We start from the raw sequence: 18,533 nt of genomic DNA on the forward strand, positions 1-18,533 counted from the left end.
ATCAATCCTACAAACCTGCTAAGATTTTAAGAAAAATAAGAGACATCCCAGCACCAGAATCACAAGAATCGCCAGTGTATCCTTTTGACTCCATCTCAACTGTCTATACTGGCTTCTACCCTTTCCTCCCTGATAACCACGCGCTTCCATGGCAATTGCCAATGAATCTGCACGCTTTAAGCTCGTCGCAAAAAGAGGAATTAAAATCGGAATCATAGCCTTTACTTTTTGAACGATGCTTCCCTCACCAAAGTCAACTCCACGGGCCTTTTGAGCATTCATAATTCTCGTTGTGTCATCCATCAAGGTTGGAACAAAACGCAAACTCATTGATAACATCAGACCAATTTCATGAACGGGAACTTTCACGCGTTTCAGAGGCGCTAAAAGAGATTCAACTGCAGCTGCCAGACTCAAAGGCATGGTCGTTAACGTTAGCAAAGTTGAAAAGAAAATAATCAACACAAAACGACAGAAAATGATTCCTGCTTGTTGCAAAGCATAATCCGTTATTCTTATAAAAGAAAACTCAAATAGGACATTTCCACTTGAAATGAAAAAGAGCTGAAAAAGAGTCGTAAAAGCAATCAAGAAGAACATGGACTTTAATCCCTGAACGAAAAATGAGAGGGAGACACCCGACAAAGCGATAAATATACCTGTCGCTACAAAAAGAATGAGATTGGCGAGGGGATTATTGGCCCAAAATACAACCAAAATCAACAGGATCATAGCGAGCAATTTACTACGGGGATCCAAGCGATGAATGATGGAATCTCCTGGTATATAACGCCCTAAAATCATACTATCCATTTAGCGACTCCTTAAACTCCTCTATCTTGATTGGTAGTTTTTTAAAAGCTACACCTCTATCTGCCAAACGTTTACAAAAGGCTGTGATTTTAGGCACACCTAACTGTACATTTTCCATAGAGGCTACATCTTGGAAGACATCACTTGGTTTACCACTTTTGACCAAACGTCCCTTTTCCATAACGTAGACCTGATCAGCATACTCAGCTACATCATCCATCAAATGCGTTACCAAAACGATTGTCATTCCAGCAAGGTGAAGTTTTTTAAACAGGGTCATCAATTCTTTTCTGCCCAGAGGATCTAGCCCTGCTGTTGGCTCATCCAAAACCAAGACAGTTGGCTCCATAGCTAGCATACCTGCTATAGCCACACGTCTCATCTGGCCACCCGAAAGTTCAAAAGGACTGCGCTCAAAGAGTGACTCATTGATGCCTACCAAGGCTAACTTTTCACGCGCAACTTTCTTGGCCTCTTCCTCAGAAACTCCAAAATTTTGCGGTCCAAACGCAACATCTTTCAAAACAGTCTCTTCAAAAATTTGATTTTCAGCAAATTGAAACACTAGACCGACTTGCTTTCGAATCTGTCGAATTTCTTTATTTGTTGATGTAGGGGTAATGACGGTATCGAAAACTCGAACAGAACCCTTACTTGGAACCAATAGGCCATTTAAAAGCTGTAAGATCGTCGATTTCCCACTACCTGTATGTCCTATCAAAGCTGTATAGGAACCATCCTCAATCGTCAAGGAAACATCAGTCAAGGCTGATGAAGATAGGGGAGTCCCCTCTTGATAGGTAAAGCTCACATTTTCTAGAGTAATTCCCATAACTTGTCCTCTAGTTCTCCTTCTGTCAAATAGCTATCCGGCAACTGATAACCAGTCTCTCTCAAAGATTCTCTCAATTGATTCGTAAAGGGATCATCTAAGCCTATCTGGTCAAGGTCGTCCCGAGAAAAAAGTTCTCTTGGGCTACTGGTTGACTCCACTTGGCCTTTTTTCATGACCAGGACACGGTCACTCATCGCAACTTCTTCCAAGTCATGCGTAATGGAGACAACTGTCATCTGGTGGTCTTTTCGAATCTCTTGAACTGTCTGAATCAGTTCTCTTCGACCCTCGGGGTCCAACATACTTGTAGCCTCGTCCAGAATTAAAATAGCTGGCCTCAAGGCAACAACTCCTGCAATAGCCACCCGTTGTTTTTGTCCACCAGATAAGCGGGCTGGTTCTCTCTTCTTAAAGTCCAGCATACCTACCAACTCCAAAGATTCAGCCACTCTCTTTTTCATTTCTTCACGAGGAAGTCCCTGATTTTCTAAACCAAAAGCAACATCATCTTCAACAGTTGCGCCCACAAACTGGTTATCTGGATTTTGAAAAACCATACCAATTTGACGACGCAAGTCCCAAACATTCTCAGAGGACAGCAATTGGCCATCTATCCAGATTTCCCCGGACTCTGCTTCAAGCAAACCATCAATCAAACGAATAGTTGTTGACTTTCCACTCCCATTATGACCTACAATTGAGAGCCACTCCCCACGTTTCACGTGAAACGAGACATTATTAACATCATAATGATCTTGGTCTTCCTTATAACGAAAAGACAGGTCTTTTACTTCAATAATCGATTTCATTTCGAACCAAATGTCCCTTTGAATACATGAGCGCTACCCTTGAAATAATCATAACCAGAGTAGATAGTGAAAAACAAAGCTGTATAAAGCAACAGTTGCCCAATTAAATTCCAATGTAAGAGCAAAAAGATAATCGCAAACATTTGACTAAAGGTCTTGATTTTCCCTGGCATAGCTGCCGCCAGAACCGTTCCTCCTGTCTCAACGAGCAACAGACGTAGGCCTGTCACAGCGAGTTCACGACAGATGATAATAGCAACAACCCAAGCTGGAGTCATACCCAACTCAATCAACATGATAAAAGCTGACATAACCAACAGCTTATCGGCCATCGGATCAGCAAATTTTCCAAAATTGCTGACTACATTCCATTTGCGAGCAAGATAGCCATCGAGATAATCTGTTATACTAGCAACTGCAAAGATAATCGCTGCCAGCAGGTGACTGCCTTGTGAATGACCCAAAGTCAAAACAAGAATAAAGAGAGGTATAAAGAGAATTCTACCAATAGTTAATACATTAGGAATTTGTTCTTTTTTCATTGATTTTTCCTTAATCTGTAGTGAATGTAAGTGTCACAGTTCCAGTCTGAGTTGTCAGCTTGGAAGTATCGATTGTTTGATTGTCCACAGTTAAAGTAACTCCCTTCACTACACCTAAAGTAATCGTCACAGGATTTTTCGTCGAAACTGTTGTTTTTGCGTTTTTATTGTCTGATGACAAGGTCACACCACCTTCAAGGTCACTCCCTGAAACACTAATCCAGCTAGTTGTATCTGAAACTGTTAGCTGAACCGTAACCGTTTCCTTACTTGATTTATAGTGTGCCTCAATATGATTGCCCTCACCCGAAACCGTAATTTTTGATTCTAGGGTAGAAGATGTGCTAGACGTCTGACTGCTAGAAGATGAACTAGACGAGGTTGTTGAACCAGTTGAGTTCACAACACTATAATTAGCTGAAGAAGGACGCATTGGTTGAGTCTGAATATAATTCCAAACATAATAGGTCACAAAAATTAAAATCGACAAAGCAAACAGAACAAAGTAAAACAGAGGGAGATAAGACGTTTTTTTCTTATTTGATCGTCTACGACCAGACAAGTCTTCTTCATCAACATCTACCTCTTCATAGGTAATCATGCTTCCCGAATCATAGGCATCCAAAATGATTCGCTCGTCCAATTCAACCGCCCAGGCATATTTTCTTAAAAAAGAACGAGCATAAAATGGACTAGGAAGGCGATCAAAATCATCAGCCTCCATAGCCTCTAATAGATTCATCTGAATATCCGTTTTTGCCTGCAGTTCTTCTATACTCAATCCCTGATTAATTCTGGCTAAACGCAGAACCTCTCCAATTGTTTTTTTTCTCATACTTAACATTCCTTTTTACATTAATATTTCTATCTATTTTAGGATGGAAAGATAGTAAAATCAATCAAATCACCATCATCTATCAAACGATGCCCAGCTTCAAGAACATCGTCTAAAGTAATTTCTTGTAAAATTTTTGGTAAATCAAAAATAGTTTCCCCTTTGTCGACTGGTTCATACTGTGTCGCAATAAACTCCAAGGAGTTCATACTACTGAAAAATTCCCCAAACATCTCACTCTTAACAAGATCGAGATGCTCCTCTGTAAGATCTGTATCACTACTAAACTGACGAATCGCTTTCCGAAACTGGTGTGACAACGAAACAGGTTCTTTGGTATCCATCGTCAACATTACAAAATGAAAGCGGCCATTCACTTCCACCTCTAAGGACAGCGAGGCATCCAACTTCCCTGTCTCATATAACTTTTGAAATCGCTCAGAAGTCCAACCAAACATCATCGTAAACAGTAATTTTAGCAAAACATTATAACGGTAGCAATCTTCTTCTGCCACTTCACCTGCTCCCCTAATTCCAACAGCAAGCTTTGGTGAAGAAACTTCCATCCGAAGGCTATCTGTTTCTTTGACAGCTTGTAAAGTAAGCTTCTCCTTCCTTACTAGCATTTCTTCCAAGTTTCCAAGTCTCTTTTGCGAAAAATACTTCTCAACCGTATCTACATCAAAATTTCCAACTAAAAACAAAGACATATTGACAGGTTTGTAAAAGGCTGCAAAGTTATTTTTTAAGTCATTTAGCTGAATATTGTTAATTGATTTTTCACTTCCAACAATATCCGCTGCCAGAGGAGTATTGGGATAAAGATTTGCTAAGGTTGCAAAAAACAGACGCGAATCTGGATCGTCTTGGTACATCTCACGTTCCTGTTGGATAATTTCCCGCTCTCTCTCAACTGACTCTTCTGTAAAATGTGCAACTGTTACCAATTCTTCAAGCAAATCCAAATTTTCTGATAAATAATCTATTGTTGAAAACAAATAACTCGTCTTTGTAAAACTTGTAAAAGCATTGCTATCAGCTCCCAAGCGTGTAAAAGACTCCATAATATCCTCAGCATTTTCTCTCTCAAACAGTTTATGTTCAAGAAAATGTGCAATTCCAGCTGGATAACACTGTAAACCTTTTTCAGATAGTGTAAAGCATGTGTCTACTGATCCAAATCGAACTGTTACAACTCCGTAAACTTCATTAAATTGTTTCTTAGGAAGGAGAGACACTGTCAATCCATTTGATAGACGAGTCTGATAAACCGTCTCCTTTACAGCAGGATAGTATTTTTCTTCAAAGATAACTGATGTCATTCTATTCCTTCCATAAAGTATATCGCTTGTAACCGAACACTATTTGCTGCTTTGCAGATAGCTTCTTTGTCAACTTGGTTTAATTTTTCAACCCAACTGTCAAAATCTGATGTAGATTTCCCTAACAGACTATTCAAATAAATTCGCTCGATTAGTGAGGTCTGACTATCTTGCGCAAGCAACAAGGTTCTGCGAATCATCTCCTTGGTCTGTTCAATCTCCAAATCTGTAAAATTACCTTTTTTTAGTTCAAGTAATTGATGATTCATCAATTTTCTGGCTTGATTGCGATTTCCCCGATCAATGCCAGCATACATCCTCAATTGACCACTAAATAAATCCAATTGACTGGAGATAGTGTAGGCTAGACCAGCATTTTCACGAACATTTGTAAAAAGCTTAGAATGAGCAAAACCACCTAATAGACCATTCATTACTACCATAGCTAAATGATACTTGTCTCCATAGCTCGTAGAACAATGGTAAGCCAATTCCAAAACGGATTGGCCTACATTCTTACGAATCATTCCTTCCCGAAGGACATTTGAATATGGTTGCTTATACTGAGGCTGGACATCAATTTGACGCCCATTAAAGGAGAATGACCTCAACCACTCCTTCACTTCTACTTCATTAAAATCACCTAAGAAAAAGAAATCAATCCGATCATTTTTCAGAGCATCTTGAAAGCAAGTGTAGCTACTCCCCGGAGACTCATTTGAAATACGTTTTCGCAAATCACTGTATCTCAATTGAAGACGCTCATCATGGAAGAACAAGCAATCCAACTCCTTATGAGCAAAATAAAATGAATCATCCATATCAGTAGCTAAGCTAGCCAATAATTGTTTTTTTTCAATTTCAAATAAGGCTGACTCAAAAGCACCATCTTGAACTAAGGGAGCAAATAAAGTCTGTTTCACCAATTCCAAAATTTGAGAAGTCAAGACATTCTTCTTACTCAAAAACTCATCCCGCACATAGGTAAATGTTAAGTCAAGAACATGTGCCTGTCCCCTACGATAAGAACTCGTAGAAATATCTGTTCCATACAAACTTGCTAAATATCTACGAAATGCTTGTGATGTTGGGTAAGCTTGATTTGCCGTCTCCAACATACTCGCACTTAACATGCGTCCTGCTACTGTCTCAAGAGATAAGGGAACAGTAAAACGAACAGTGATTTTATTTGTTTTAAACTTTTTGGATTGAACAAAATGTGCTGAAATACCAGGCACTAACTCCATACCTTACCTCCTTACATATAGAGTTCTATTATACCACGAAAATCAAAATTTTTCTTGTTCTCTTTATAGCTTTAAAGAGTAAAATCGTTTTCATTTTCAGTAATTTTGCTCACTTAATTCTAAGAAATATGGTATAATACCTTAGATTGAGGTAAATTATGGAATACAAATTATTTGAAGAATTTATTACACTCCAAGCCCTTCTAAAAGAGCTTGGAATTATACAAAGCGGTGGTGCTATTAAATCCTTTTTGATGGAACATCAAGTTTACTTTAATGGTGAATTAGAAACTAGACGTGGGAAAAAAATCCGTATTGGAGATGAAATTGACATCCCTGATTTAAAGATTGACATCACCTTGACACAACCAAGTTTAAAAGAGCAAGAAGAATACCAAGCAGATAAGATTGAAAAAGAGCGGATTGCTAAACTTGTCAAAGAGATGAATAAGGGTGTAAAGAAAGAAAAACAAAAAACTACTTTATCACCTAAAACCAAACAAGCTCCACGTTTTCCAGGAAGATAATCATGTGGCTCCAACATTTAACAATGAAAACCTTTCGCAACTATAAAGAGACGAAAATTGATTTTAATCCAAAATTAAACGTCTTTTTAGGTCAAAATGCACAAGGAAAGACCAATATTCTAGAAGCAATCTATTTCTTGGCCTTAACTCGTAGTCATCGTACTCGGACAGATAAAAATCTCATTCATTTTGATGAAGAACAACTCCATCTTTCTGGCTTGCTACAGAAAAAAACAGGTTCTATCCCTCTAGAAATTGATCTAACACCGAAAGGGCGTGTGACTAAAGTCAATCATTTAAAACAAGCTCGCCTCTCAGACTATATTGGACATATGAATGTGGTTCTCTTTGCACCTGAAGATCTCCAGTTAATTAAAGGAGCACCCTCCGTTCGTCGAAAGTTTATAGATATAGAACTGGGACAAATTAAACCAATCTACTTGTCAGACTTGTCAAACTATAACCACATACTCAAACAAAGAAATACCTACCTAAAATCCAGCCAAAAGATTGACGAAACATTTATGTCGGTCTTAGATGATCAGTTAGTAGAGTATGGTTGTCGCGTCATAAAGCATCGTATAAAATTCATTAAAGACTTAGAGAAATTTGGTCAAAAAAAACACTTAGAAATTTCAAACCAATCAGAAGAGTTGTCAATATCTTATCAATCAACTGTCAACTTCACTAATGAAGAAGTCTTAATGGATTCTTTTAAAATAGCTTTAGAGAAAAGTAGATCAAGAGATTTATTTAAAAAGAATACTGGTATTGGCCCTCATCGAGATGACATTGCTTTCTATATCAATGGTATGGATGCTAGTTTTGGAAGTCAAGGTCAACATCGCAGTCTTGTACTTTCTATCAAACTAGCAGAGATTGGACTAATGGAAAGTATTACCAACGAGTCTCCAATACTCTTGCTTGACGATGTTATGAGCGAACTTGACAGCACACGACAATTAAAATTACTAGAAACTATTTCACAATCTATCCAAACCTTTATCACAACAACAAGTTTAGACCACTTGCAAAACTTGCCAAAAAATCTTAGTATTTTCAATATCCAAAACGGTAAAATATCTGTAAATTAAAATTGACACATTTGTAAACAAAAAGAACTCCTGAATCTCAAGAGTTCTTTTTTACTTCTTACATAGAGTAGTTTGGCGCCTCATTAGTGATTTGTACATCATGAGGATGGCTTTCTTTCAAACCAGCCCCAGACATTTCAATAAATTGAGCGTTGTCGTGCAATTCTTTAAGGTTAGCTGCACCACAGTAACCCATACCAGAGCGAATACCACCAATCATTTGGAAGACAATATCAGCTGCTGCACCTTTATAGGCAACACGACCTTCGATTCCTTCTGGAACAAGTTTGTTTGCTTCATTGACAGAACCTTGGAAGTAACGGTCACTTGAACCTTTCTTCATTGCAGCAATTGATCCCATACCACGATAGGTCTTAAACTTACGTCCTTGGAAGATTTCCGTTTCACCTGGCGCTTCGTCTGTTCCAGCAAACATTGAACCAAGCATAACTGCATTTCCACCTGCAGCAAGGGCTTTTACAATATCTCCAGAATACTTGATTCCACCATCAGCAATAATCGTTTTTCCATATTCGCGCGCAACTGCTGCCGCATCATAAATTGCTGTCACTTGTGGAACACCCACACCTGCAATCACACGAGTAGTACAGATAGAACCTGGGCCAATACCAACCTTGACAACGTCTACACCTGCTTCATAAAGGGCACGCGCACCTTCAGCAGTAGCAATATTACCAGCAATCAAAGTACGGTCTGGGAAGTGAGCACGAATTTCAGCAATTTTACGTAGAACACCAGCAGAGTGACCATGTGCAGTATCAATAACAATTGCGTCGGCTCCTGCTTCAAAGAGAGCCTCTGCACGTTCAAATGTATCTGAAGTGACACCCACCGCACCAGCAACTAGAAGACGACCAAATTCATCTTTGGCAGCATTTGGAAACTCAATAACTTTTTCAATATCCTTAATAGTGATCAAGCCAGAAAGACGACCTTCTTCGTCAACCAAAGGAAGTTTTTCAATGCGGTGTTCTTGAAGAATATTTTCAGCTGTTGCAAGATCTGTACCAACAGGAGCCGTGACAAGATTTTCACTGGTCATATGGTTTGATATTGGCTGATTGTAGTCTGAAATAAAGCGAAGATCTCGGTTTGTTAAAATACCAACCAATTTACGATTTTCAAGTGTTTCCACAACTGGAACACCACTGATACGGTAACGTCCCATCAGTTCATCTGCTTCAGCAATAGTGTGTTCTGGAGTCAAGAAGAATGGATCAATAATAACACCATTTTCAGAACGTTTTACCTTGCGAACTTCATCTGCCTGTTGCGCAATAGACATATTTTTATGGATTACTCCAAGACCACCCGCACGAGCAATGGCAATAGCCATTTGACTTTCTGTGACTGTATCCATGGCGGCTGTTATAATTGGGATATTTAAAGTCAGATTATCTGCCAATTTTGTTGTTAAATCTGCATCATTAGGCAACACATGACTTTCTGCTGGAATGAGCAATACATCATCAAAGGTAAAACCTTTTTTTAAAAATTTAGTATCCCAATTAGACATTGAAGTTTCCTCTTTTCTTTCTTTTTGAGCTTGACTCTTTTTGTATTGTATCTATCATACCATTCTATGAAAATTTGTCAATTATATTTATGGTAGAAATCATAAAAAACTATCCCTGTGAACCTATGGAAGAGATAGTTTTACGATTCATATTTATCTATTATTTAAAATAATTTAGTCCCATTGCTTTCTTAACTTCAGATAAAGTTTGCCCCGCAACCTCACGCGCTTTCTCACTACCTTTTTGAAGCATATTGTAAACTTCTCCCATATCCTTAGCAAATTCGATACGGCGCTCACGAATAGGGCCAAGTTCGCGTTCTAATATTTCAAGTAGATAACGTTTCGTCTTCACATCACCAAGACCACCACGTTGATAATGTTCTTTCATATCCGCAATGCCTTGAGCATCTTCTGGACGACCAAACACATCTAGATAATGGAAAACCATATTTCCTTCAATCTTACCTGGATCCTCCACTCGAATATGATCCGGATCAGTATACATGCTCATGACTTTTTTACGCAAAGTATCCGCATCATCTGCTAGATAAATACCATTATTAAGGGATTTAGACATTTTAGCATTTCCATCTAAACCTGGCAAACGCCCTGCTCTCTCATTTTCTGGATAAATACCTTCCGGCTCCACCAAGACCTCACAATTATAAGCATGATTAAAGGAACGAACAATCTCACGAGTTTGCTCAATCATTGGTTTCTGATCTGTCCCAACAGGAACATAATTAGCCTTGAAGGCAGTAATATCTGCTGCTTGCGCAATCGGATAAACTAAAAATCCTGTCGGAATACTTTCTCCAAACCCTTTCTGAGCGATCTCTGTTTTCACTGTAGGATTGCGCTCTAAACGTGCTAGTGACACCAAATTCATATAGTACATAGACAGTTCAGCTAACTCTGGAATCTGACTTTGAATAAAGATAGTTGATTTACTTGGATCTAATCCAACTGCTAGGTAATCTAAGGCAACATTCCCAATAGATTCTACAATCGTTTGAGGGTCTTTGGCGTGATCTGTCAATGCTTGTTGGTCCGCCAAAAAAACAAACATCTCATACTTGTCTTCTTCCTGCAGTAATACTCTATTTTTTAGACTCCCAACATAATGTCCAATATGCAGTTTTCCTGTTGGGCGATCTCCTGTTAAAATAATGGGTTTCGTCATTTTTTTCTCCTTCGAAATGGTCTCTTCAATTATAGCATTTTTTTGTTAAAATAACAGAAAATTATTTAAATCAAACAACTAACTCATTGTAAACAAACCTGTAAACTTAGTTGACATAAAATTGACAAATAAAAATTTGAATATTTCTCTCTTTTCTAGTAGAATAAATGTATTACATATTTAGGAGAAAAACATTGCTTACAGTATCTGATGTTTCACTACGTTTTAGTGATCGCAAACTTTTTGATGATGTCAATATCAAATTTACAGAAGGAAATACATACGGATTAATTGGTGCTAATGGTGCTGGGAAGTCTACATTCTTAAAAATCTTAGCTGGTGATATCGAACCTACAACTGGTCATATCTCTCTTGGTCCAGATGAACGTCTCTCTGTTCTTCGTCAAAATCACTTTGACTATGAAGATGAACGTGCAATTGATGTCGTTATCATGGGAAATGAAAAACTCTATAGCATCATGAAGGAAAAAGATGCTATTTACATGAAGGAAGATTTTTCCGATGAGGATGGTGTTCGTGCAGCTGAACTTGAAGGTGAATTTGCTGAACTTGGAGGTTGGGAAGCAGAAAGTGAAGCATCTCAACTGCTTCAAAACCTAAATATTCCAGAAGAATTGCACTACCAAAACATGAGCGAATTAGCTAATGGTGAAAAAGTGAAGGTTCTCCTTGCTAAAGCACTTTTTGGTAAACCTGATGTTCTTCTCTTGGACGAGCCAACCAACGGTTTGGATATCCAATCTATTACTTGGTTAGAAGATTTCTTGATTGACTTTGATAACACGGTCATCGTTGTATCCCATGACCGTCACTTCCTCAATAAAGTATGTACTCACATGGCCGACCTTGACTTTGGAAAAATCAAACTCTATGTCGGAAACTACGACTTTTGGAAGGAATCTTCTGAGCTTGCTGCTAAATTGTTAGCAGACCGTAATGCCAAAGCGGAAGAAAAGATTAAGCAATTGCAAGAATTCGTTGCTCGATTCTCCGCCAACGCTTCTAAGTCAAGACAGGCAACGTCTCGTAAAAAAATGCTTGACAAGATTGAACTAGAAGAAATTGTTCCTTCTAGTCGTAAATACCCATTTATCAACTTTAAAGCAGAGCGTGAGATTGGTAATGATCTCTTGACAGTAGAAAATCTAACTGTCAAGATCGATGGTGAGACTATTTTAGATAATATCAGCTTCATCTTGCGTCCAGGTGATAAGACAGCTCTTATTGGACAAAATGACATCCAAACGACTGCATTAATTCGTGCAATCATGGGTGACATTGACTATGAAGGAACTGTTAAGTGGGGAGTTACTACTAGTCGTTCTTACTTGCCAAAAGACAACTCGGCTGATTTTGCAGGAGGAGAGTCAATCCTTGACTGGTTGCGTCAATTTGCAAGCAAAGAAGAAGATGACAATACCTTCCTACGTGGTTTCCTTGGTCGTATGCTCTTTTCTGGAGATGAGGTTAACAAACCTGTAAACGTCTTGTCAGGGGGAGAAAAAGTACGTGTCATGCTTTCAAAACTCATGCTCTTGAAATCAAATGTCCTTGTACTTGATGATCCAACAAATCACTTGGACTTGGAATCTATCTCAAGCTTGAACGATGGATTGAAAAACTTTAAAGAATCAATCATCTTTGCTAGTCATGATCACGAGTTCATTCAAACTTTAGCAAACCATATTATTGTTTTGTCTAAGAATGGCGTCATTGATCGTATCGATGAAACCTATGATGAATTCCTAGAAAATGCAGAAGTACAAGCAAAAGTTAAAGAACTTTGGAAAGATTAAATAAGACTTCAAAACTCAGTTGGGGTAACCAACTGAGTTTTCTATCATTCTACGAGGTAACATGAAATCATTTTTTAAAACATATTGGACCTATTTTGTTTCTTTCATCATTCCTTTAGTAATTATGACTGGAGTATACCTAACTCAAGGTATCTACTGGAATAGCGATACATCTCCACTATTAGGAGACGGTTTCCATCAATACGTTATTTTTGATGTAGCTTTACGAAATATTTTACATGGAAATGGTAGTTTGTTTTACACCTTTACAAGTGGCCTCGGACTTAATTTCTATGCTCTATCTAGTTATTACTTGGGTAGTTTTCTCTCACCTCTGGTTTACTTTTTTAATCTGTCGAATATGCCAGATGCTGTTTATCTGACCACTCTATTAAAATTTGGATTTATTGGTCTATCAACCTTCTTTAGTTTGACTAGATTATTTAAAGATATCCCAAAATTTTTAAAACTTACCTTATCTACTTCCTATGCTCTAATGAGCTTTACCGTTAGTCAGTTAGAGATAAAAACCTGGCTAGATGTTTTTATCTTGATTCCTTTAATTATAACTGGTTTATACCTACTTATAACAGAAAAGAAGCGCCTGCTATACTTTACAAGTCTGTCAATTTTGTTTATTCAAAACTATTATTTTGGCTATATGACAGCATTGTTTCTAATCTTCTGGTATCTCTGCCAAATTTCATGGGACTTTAAAAATCGAAGATCATCTTTTCTTGATTTTATTGTTACCTCCTTTTTAGCAGGAATGGCTAGTTTGATTATGACTCTTCCTACATTGTTTGATTTACAAACTCATGGAGAGAAGTTAACTGCTATCACAAAATTAAAGACAGATAGTAGCTGGTATCTAGATATTTTCGCAAAACAATTCATTGGATCTTTTGATACAACTAAGTATGGATCTATCCCAATGATTTTTGTTGGATTGCTTCCCTTTATTTTAACCATTCTATTTTTCACAATAAAATCCATAAAGTTTCACGTGAAACTTACCTATGCAATTTTCTTTACTTTTTTAATAACAAGCTTTTACATAGAAGCACTTGATTTATTTTGGCAAGGGATGCACACCCCAAATATGTTTTTGCATCGCTATGCTTGGATTTTTTCCACTCTGTTAATTTATACTGCAGCAGAAGTCTTAAATCGTCTGAAAGAACTGAAGCTCTGGAATCTATTTGTCTCACTTTTTCTTGTACTAACAGGATTTTTGGCTACTGTCTATTTTAAATCACACTATTCTTTTTTAACTGATTTGAATATCCTACTCACTCTTGAATTTCTACTAGTTTATGCTCTTTTACTTCTTGCAGTCATTAGAAAATTTATCTCTGTAAATCTATTTGCAATTCTTTTGTCTTTATTTACAACAGCTGAGCTAAGCTTAAATGCTTCATCTCAAATGGAAGGAATAGCTAAAGAATGGGCCTTTGCTTCTCGTAGTGCCTATAATAGAGATGTAACTACCATGGAATCCATTATAAACCAAATTGACGATCCATTTACACGTACTGAGAAACTGCAAGTTCAGACAGGAAATGACAGTATGAAATTTAACTATAATGGAATCTCTCAATTTTCATCTGTACGAAATCGTTCAGCTAGCACTAGTTTGGATAAACTTGGATTCAAATCCTCTGGAACCAATCTAAATCTTCGTTATGCAAATAACAGTCTTTTAGCAGACAGTTTATTTGGAATCCAGTACAATATTTCTGAAACTTCACTTGATAAGTATGGCTTTCAAGAGATTTATCAAAAGGATCATTTAACCTTATATAAAAATCAACTCTCTTTACCCATTGCTTTTGCCACTCAATCTGTTTACACAGATGTAAACTTTAATAATCACACTCTGGATAATCAGGCTTTGTTTATAAACCAGCTTGCTAATCTCAACTTAGATTACTTCTCCCAAATAGCATATGATAAAACAGATACTTCAGATGGTTTAACAAGCATCACAAGTTCTACGGATGAGGATGCAAGGATTGATTGTCAAATTGAGGTTCCTCAAAATAGTCAAGTCTATCTATCGTTTGCAAATCTTCATTTTACAAACGATAAGCAAAAAAAGGTTGACATCCTTGTAAATGGTGAAAAAAAGACTTTTACAACTGACAATGCATTTAATTTCTTTAATTTGGGTTATACTGAAGAACAAAAAACTTTCAATATCAGTGTTAGTTTCCCTGGAAATTCTCAGGTGTCATTTGAATCTCCAACTTTCTATCGTTTAGATACTCAAGCTTTGACTGAGGCAATCCAGAAGATTAAAGAACAACCTGTTGAGGTATCAACTTCTAAAAACAAAGTCTTTGCTACATATGAAGTCAAACAGGATACCTCTATTTTCTTCACTATTCCTTATGACAAAGGTTGGTCTGCTTATCAAGATGGGGAAAAACTTGAAATCAAGCAGGCTCAGACTGGTTTTATGAAGGTCGATGTTCCAAAAGGAAAAGGAACCATTACACTTTCCTTTATTCCCAATGGTCTTGTTATTGGAGCAGTATGCTCAGTAACTGCCCTTATACTTTTTGGAATCTATAATTACAAACGAAATTCATCTATGACATAAAAAATCGACCACTTACTTGGTCGATTTTTTTAATCTTCTTGCATCTTCTTAGGCTGATAAGCCAGCATGCCTAGAGCAGTAAAGAAAGCTAGTGTTATAATAAGGAAAATCACTTGGTGATGAATATTTCCTGTCATAGAGATTGTTTGTCGTAAACCTGATACAGAGTAACTCATTGGTAACCATGGATTGACACCTTTGAAGAAATCATTTGTCAAAGCAAGGGGATAAGTCCCTGCACTTGATGCTAATTGTAATAAAAGTAAAATAAGAGAGAAGAAGGCTCCTAAACGGCTATTCCAAGTTGTTAAAGCTGTCACCATAGACATAAAAGCTAAACTTGTGATTATAATTAGAAGCAAAGTTCTCATCTCATGGTTAGCAGTTAAACCAATAAGATGAACACCTCCATAAACTAAAACACCTGCTAAGACAGCTATAATCCCATTTATTTCAGAACGAGACTTCAACCAAGCCCAACGACTCTCTGGGTGACGTCCAGAAGGCAACTTCGCAAAAATCATATTAGTAGATATAGCAGCAACAAAAAGAGCAACTGATATCATATAAGGAGCCATGGCAATCCCATTTACAGGAACTTGGTCATTATCTGTTTTTGAGAGAACTAGAGGATTAGATAATGTTTCTGCATTTTCAGATTCTGTTGATGCTGATTTGAGCTGATTATTAGCATTTCCTAATCCTTGTCCTAATGAATCAACTCCTGTCTGTAAATTTTCAAGACCAGAGGTTAAGCTTGTTCCACCTTCTGCTAGTTTTCCAGTACCATCTGCAATCTTCATAGCACCACTTCCTAGTTGGGATGCTGCAGAAAGTAACTGTGTTGATTTGTCTGTTAATTGACCAGAGCCAAATTGTAATTTAGTAAGACCTGCTATTAACTCTGGACTCTTATTGTTCAATTGAGCAGAACCAGATGATAGTTTTTCAATACCTGTTACTAATTCTGGAGTTTTCCCAGCTAGAGTATCCAAACCAGTTGTCAATTTTGAAGAGTTTTCTGTCAACTTGGTTGAGCCAGAAACCAATTGATCCAAACTTGTTGTTAAAGTTGTATTCTTTTCACTTAGTTGATTTACACCTAAAGAAATAGTATCCAATCCCTTAGTATACGCATTAACTCCATTTTCAATTGATTGACTTCCGGGAACTAACTGATTATCTACAGCATTTTGCAACTGTGTAAATCCACTTGACATAGATGTCAAGGAACTAGACGCTATAGGTAAAAGTTGATTTGCTTTAGTCTGTAAAGTAGAAAGATTAGAGACTGGTTGGTTTATACTTCCTAAATTTTCTTTTAAATCTCCTGCCGTCGTTAAAATTGCTTTTGCTGACTCTATCGTAGAATTAGAATTATTTGAAACAGCTTCAGTCAATTCTTTTTTCTGAGTTTCAGTGAGAGATTGATAAGTTGCTGTTGCTTGAAGATTTGTAAGAGTTTTCTCTTGCTCTGCTTGACTATTAGTCACAATAGTTTGAGCAAGAGTCGTTATATTTGTTAAGTCATTAGATATTGTATTTTTAAGATCAGTATTATCTGAAACTGTAACTGATTGGAGAGACTTATTCAACTCATCTAAACTGCTTGCTAACTGTGTTATATCCTCTTTCTGTTGAGATGAAGTATTTAATTGTGTGGATATTTCTTTGATTCCTTTATTTAATTGAGTAATACCGTCTCTCAATGTATCTGATTGACTTGATAGTTGGTTTGTACCAACAGATAATTTGTCAACTCCGCTTGTATAGGCATTGACACCAACCGAAAATTGACTGAGACCTGAATTGAGTTGTGAAACTCCACCAGCATATGACTTCATCCCTGTATTTAACTGGTTGACACCTGCAACTAATTCTGGAGTTTTCGAAGATAATTGATTAAGTCCTGTGTCAACCTGTGAAACCGCACTTGTATAGTTCTGTAAACCATCATTAAATGTTCCTAAGCCACTATTCAGTTGCTTTACTCCTGTGACATACGTTGTCAACCCTTTTGTAAATTGATCTGTTCCATCCGAAAAGGTTAAACTTGAGCTAGCTAAAGTAGCAAGATTTGAAGACAATGTCTGACTTCCTACAGCTAACTGACTGGCCCCGTTAGCCAATTGTTCACTTCCATCGGCTGCCTTCGTTAAACCGGATTTTAAATCACCCATCTTTTGAAATAAAGCTTCCGTATAGGATTCGGTTACATTAGCAGAAACATTCTGTTTTAACTGTGTCATGGCAGAATCACTCATCTTGCTAGCGATAAAACTATGTCCACTTGAAGTCTGATAATCAATCTGCATCTGTTCAGGATGATTTGTTAGGATAGAAGCAGCTTTTTCAGACAAGTCACTTGGTAAAGTCACTACCATGTAGTAGTCACCATCTTCTAGGCCTTTTTCCCCTTCCTCTTCATTAACAAAATGAAAATCTAAAGCCTTATTTTCTTTCAAATTAGACACCATGTCTTCACCTATTGTCATCGTCTGTCCATTATAAGAAGCTTCCTTATCTTTATTGACAACTGCCACAGGTAACTCTGATAATTGCCCATATGGATCCCACATGGATGATAAAAATATAATGTTGTATAAAGCTGGAATAAGAGAAATCCCTATCATTACAATGATAAAGGTCGGTTTTTTAAATATTGCTTTCCATTCTTTAAACATGTTTCCTCCTTTTTTACACATATTGTCTAAAATTTTGATATAATAGATTATACATCAAAAAATCCAAATTACAAGGTAAAAAATACTTTTTTTAGACATATAGTCTATTTTTGTATACAAGGAGGAATTATGAAAGAAAGCAACAAACGTTTAAAAACAAAACGTATTATCGAAAATGCCATGGTACAATTACTGATGGAACAACCCTTTGATCAAATTTCTACTGTCAAGCTAGCAGAAAAAGCTGGAATCAGTCGTTCCAGCTTTTACACTCACTACAAGGATAAGTATGATATGATTGAGCATTACCAAAGTAAGCTCTTTCATACCTTTGAGTATATTTTTCAAAAATATGCTCATCATAAAAGAGATGCTATTTTAGAAGTATTTGAATATTTAGAGTCTGAACCACTATTAGCTGCACTCTTATCTGAAAATGGAACAAAAGAAATCCAAAATTTCTTGAGAAATAAGCTTCACATTATGCTTAGCACAGACCTTCAGAAACGCTTTATGAAACTACAACTCACTCCAATAGAATTAGAATACAGTAGTATTTATCTAACAAATGCCCTATTTGGTGTTTGCCAGACTTGGATTGCTCACGGAAAAAAAGAAAGTCCGCAAGAAATGACTGACTTCCTTATGAAAATGTTAGGTGATGTCAGATAAAAAAAGAA

General features: G+C 37.0%; 15 protein-coding genes. 5 read left to right on the forward strand and 10 right to left on the reverse strand.

The window, feature by feature from the left end; translation table 11 throughout:
* Positions 1-18: 18 nt before the first annotated feature.
* From D8801_RS04475 to yfmF, 7 genes are read right to left on the reverse strand one after another with little or no spacing between them, the layout of a single operon-like run.
* Positions 19-813 (reverse strand): energy-coupling factor transporter transmembrane component T family protein, encoded by a 795-nt coding sequence (locus D8801_RS04475; RefSeq protein ID WP_125848149.1) that lies wholly within the window; start codon positions 811-813, stop codon positions 19-21.
* Positions 806-1,645 (reverse strand): energy-coupling factor transporter ATPase, encoded by an 840-nt coding sequence (locus D8801_RS04480; protein ID WP_125848151.1) that lies wholly within the window; start codon positions 1,643-1,645, stop codon positions 806-808. The genes D8801_RS04475 and D8801_RS04480 overlap by 8 nt, the downstream gene beginning before the upstream one ends.
* Positions 1,630-2,457 carry an energy-coupling factor ABC transporter ATP-binding protein gene (locus D8801_RS04485; RefSeq protein ID WP_125848153.1) on the reverse strand — a complete coding sequence of 276 codons (828 nt, stop codon included), beginning with the start codon at positions 2,455-2,457 and terminating at the stop codon, positions 1,630-1,632. The genes D8801_RS04480 and D8801_RS04485 overlap by 16 nt, the downstream gene beginning before the upstream one ends.
* A complete protein-coding gene (gene pgsA / locus D8801_RS04490; RefSeq protein WP_125848155.1) occupies positions 2,454-2,999 on the reverse strand; it encodes a CDP-diacylglycerol--glycerol-3-phosphate 3-phosphatidyltransferase in 546 nt (181 codons plus the stop codon). Before pgsA ends, D8801_RS04485 begins: the two co-directional genes overlap by 4 nt.
* A gap of 10 nt (positions 3,000-3,009) precedes the next feature.
* Entirely contained in the window at positions 3,010-3,834 is an 825-nt protein-coding gene (gene rodZ, locus D8801_RS04495) for a cytoskeleton protein RodZ (RefSeq protein WP_185758496.1), read from the reverse strand.
* A 38-nt stretch (positions 3,835-3,872) separates the two neighbouring features.
* Positions 3,873-5,156: an EF-P 5-aminopentanol modification-associated protein YfmH gene (gene yfmH, locus D8801_RS04500; RefSeq protein ID WP_125848159.1), complete on the reverse strand. Its 1,284-nt coding sequence runs from the start codon at positions 5,154-5,156 to the stop codon at positions 3,873-3,875.
* Positions 5,153-6,403, reverse strand: a complete 1,251-nt coding sequence (yfmF, locus tag D8801_RS04505) for an EF-P 5-aminopentanol modification-associated protein YfmF (RefSeq protein ID WP_125848161.1) — start codon at positions 6,401-6,403, stop codon at positions 5,153-5,155. The genes yfmH and yfmF overlap by 4 nt, the downstream gene beginning before the upstream one ends.
* A 158-nt stretch (positions 6,404-6,561) precedes the next feature.
* Here yfmF and yaaA point away from each other — a divergent pair, with 158 nt between their 5' ends.
* On the forward strand, positions 6,562-6,930 hold the full coding sequence (gene yaaA / locus D8801_RS04510) for a S4 domain-containing protein YaaA (RefSeq protein WP_084971997.1): 369 nt from the start codon (positions 6,562-6,564) through the stop codon (positions 6,928-6,930).
* 2 nt (positions 6,931-6,932) lie between these two features.
* Positions 6,933-8,024 carry a DNA replication/repair protein RecF gene (recF, locus tag D8801_RS04515; RefSeq protein WP_125848163.1) on the forward strand — a complete coding sequence of 364 codons (1,092 nt, stop codon included), beginning with the start codon at positions 6,933-6,935 and terminating at the stop codon, positions 8,022-8,024.
* 58 nt (positions 8,025-8,082) lie between these two features.
* Here the strand turns inward: recF and guaB are convergent, their stop codons facing one another.
* Both guaB and trpS read right to left on the reverse strand, forming a co-directional pair.
* Positions 8,083-9,561 (reverse strand): IMP dehydrogenase, encoded by a 1,479-nt coding sequence (gene guaB, locus D8801_RS04520; protein WP_000073412.1) that lies wholly within the window; start codon positions 9,559-9,561, stop codon positions 8,083-8,085.
* A gap of 160 nt (positions 9,562-9,721) precedes the next feature.
* A complete protein-coding gene (gene trpS / locus D8801_RS04525; RefSeq protein ID WP_125848165.1) occupies positions 9,722-10,747 on the reverse strand; it encodes a tryptophan--tRNA ligase in 1,026 nt (341 codons plus the stop codon).
* A gap of 194 nt (positions 10,748-10,941) precedes the next feature.
* On the opposite strand from trpS, the gene D8801_RS04530 reads away from it, so the two are divergent.
* Entirely contained in the window at positions 10,942-12,564 is a 1,623-nt protein-coding gene (locus tag D8801_RS04530) for an ATP-binding cassette domain-containing protein (RefSeq protein ID WP_000958774.1), read from the forward strand.
* Positions 12,565-12,625: 61 nt separating this feature from the next.
* Complete coding sequence (locus D8801_RS04535) at positions 12,626-15,169, forward strand: YfhO family protein (RefSeq protein ID WP_125848167.1); 2,544 nt, start codon at positions 12,626-12,628, stop codon at positions 15,167-15,169.
* Between the two features lie 29 nt (positions 15,170-15,198).
* Here the strand turns inward: D8801_RS04535 and D8801_RS04540 are convergent, their stop codons facing one another.
* Positions 15,199-17,853 (reverse strand): YhgE/Pip domain-containing protein, encoded by a 2,655-nt coding sequence (locus D8801_RS04540; RefSeq protein ID WP_125848169.1) that lies wholly within the window; start codon positions 17,851-17,853, stop codon positions 15,199-15,201.
* A 129-nt stretch (positions 17,854-17,982) separates the two neighbouring features.
* Here D8801_RS04540 and D8801_RS04545 point away from each other — a divergent pair, with 129 nt between their 5' ends.
* On the forward strand, positions 17,983-18,525 hold the full coding sequence (locus tag D8801_RS04545; protein ID WP_125848171.1) for a TetR/AcrR family transcriptional regulator: 543 nt from the start codon (positions 17,983-17,985) through the stop codon (positions 18,523-18,525).
* Positions 18,526-18,533 lie beyond the last annotated feature (8 nt).

It is taken from the genome of Streptococcus oralis, from assembly GCF_003943415.1.
In the GTDB taxonomy this organism is placed as follows: domain Bacteria; phylum Bacillota; class Bacilli; order Lactobacillales; family Streptococcaceae; genus Streptococcus; species Streptococcus oralis_BJ.

What these genes read in the sequence shown, in the direction of transcription:
- trpS (WP_125848165.1), bottom strand. Translation starts at nt 10,747, where the DNA reads ATGACGAAACCCATTATTTTAACAGGAGATCGCCCAACAGGAAAACTG.
- guaB (WP_000073412.1), bottom strand. Translation starts at nt 9,561, where the DNA reads ATGTCTAATTGGGATACTAAATTTTTAAAAAAAGGTTTTACCTTTGAT.
- D8801_RS04535 (WP_125848167.1), top strand. Translation starts at nt 12,626, where the DNA reads ATGAAATCATTTTTTAAAACATATTGGACCTATTTTGTTTCTTTCATC.
- D8801_RS04540 (WP_125848169.1), bottom strand. Translation starts at nt 17,853, where the DNA reads ATGTTTAAAGAATGGAAAGCAATATTTAAAAAACCGACCTTTATCATT.
- rodZ (WP_185758496.1), bottom strand. Translation starts at nt 3,834, where the DNA reads ATGAGAAAAAAAACAATTGGAGAGGTTCTGCGTTTAGCCAGAATTAAT.
- D8801_RS04485 (WP_125848153.1), bottom strand. Translation starts at nt 2,457, where the DNA reads ATGAAATCGATTATTGAAGTAAAAGACCTGTCTTTTCGTTATAAGGAA.
- yaaA (WP_084971997.1), top strand. Translation starts at nt 6,562, where the DNA reads ATGGAATACAAATTATTTGAAGAATTTATTACACTCCAAGCCCTTCTA.
- D8801_RS04475 (WP_125848149.1), bottom strand. Translation starts at nt 813, where the DNA reads ATGGATAGTATGATTTTAGGGCGTTATATACCAGGAGATTCCATCATT.
- recF (WP_125848163.1), top strand. Translation starts at nt 6,933, where the DNA reads ATGTGGCTCCAACATTTAACAATGAAAACCTTTCGCAACTATAAAGAG.
- D8801_RS04545 (WP_125848171.1), top strand. Translation starts at nt 17,983, where the DNA reads ATGAAAGAAAGCAACAAACGTTTAAAAACAAAACGTATTATCGAAAAT.
- D8801_RS04480 (WP_125848151.1), bottom strand. Translation starts at nt 1,645, where the DNA reads ATGGGAATTACTCTAGAAAATGTGAGCTTTACCTATCAAGAGGGGACT.
- yfmH (WP_125848159.1), bottom strand. Translation starts at nt 5,156, where the DNA reads ATGACATCAGTTATCTTTGAAGAAAAATACTATCCTGCTGTAAAGGAG.
- yfmF (WP_125848161.1), bottom strand. Translation starts at nt 6,403, where the DNA reads ATGGAGTTAGTGCCTGGTATTTCAGCACATTTTGTTCAATCCAAAAAG.
- pgsA (WP_125848155.1), bottom strand. Translation starts at nt 2,999, where the DNA reads ATGAAAAAAGAACAAATTCCTAATGTATTAACTATTGGTAGAATTCTC.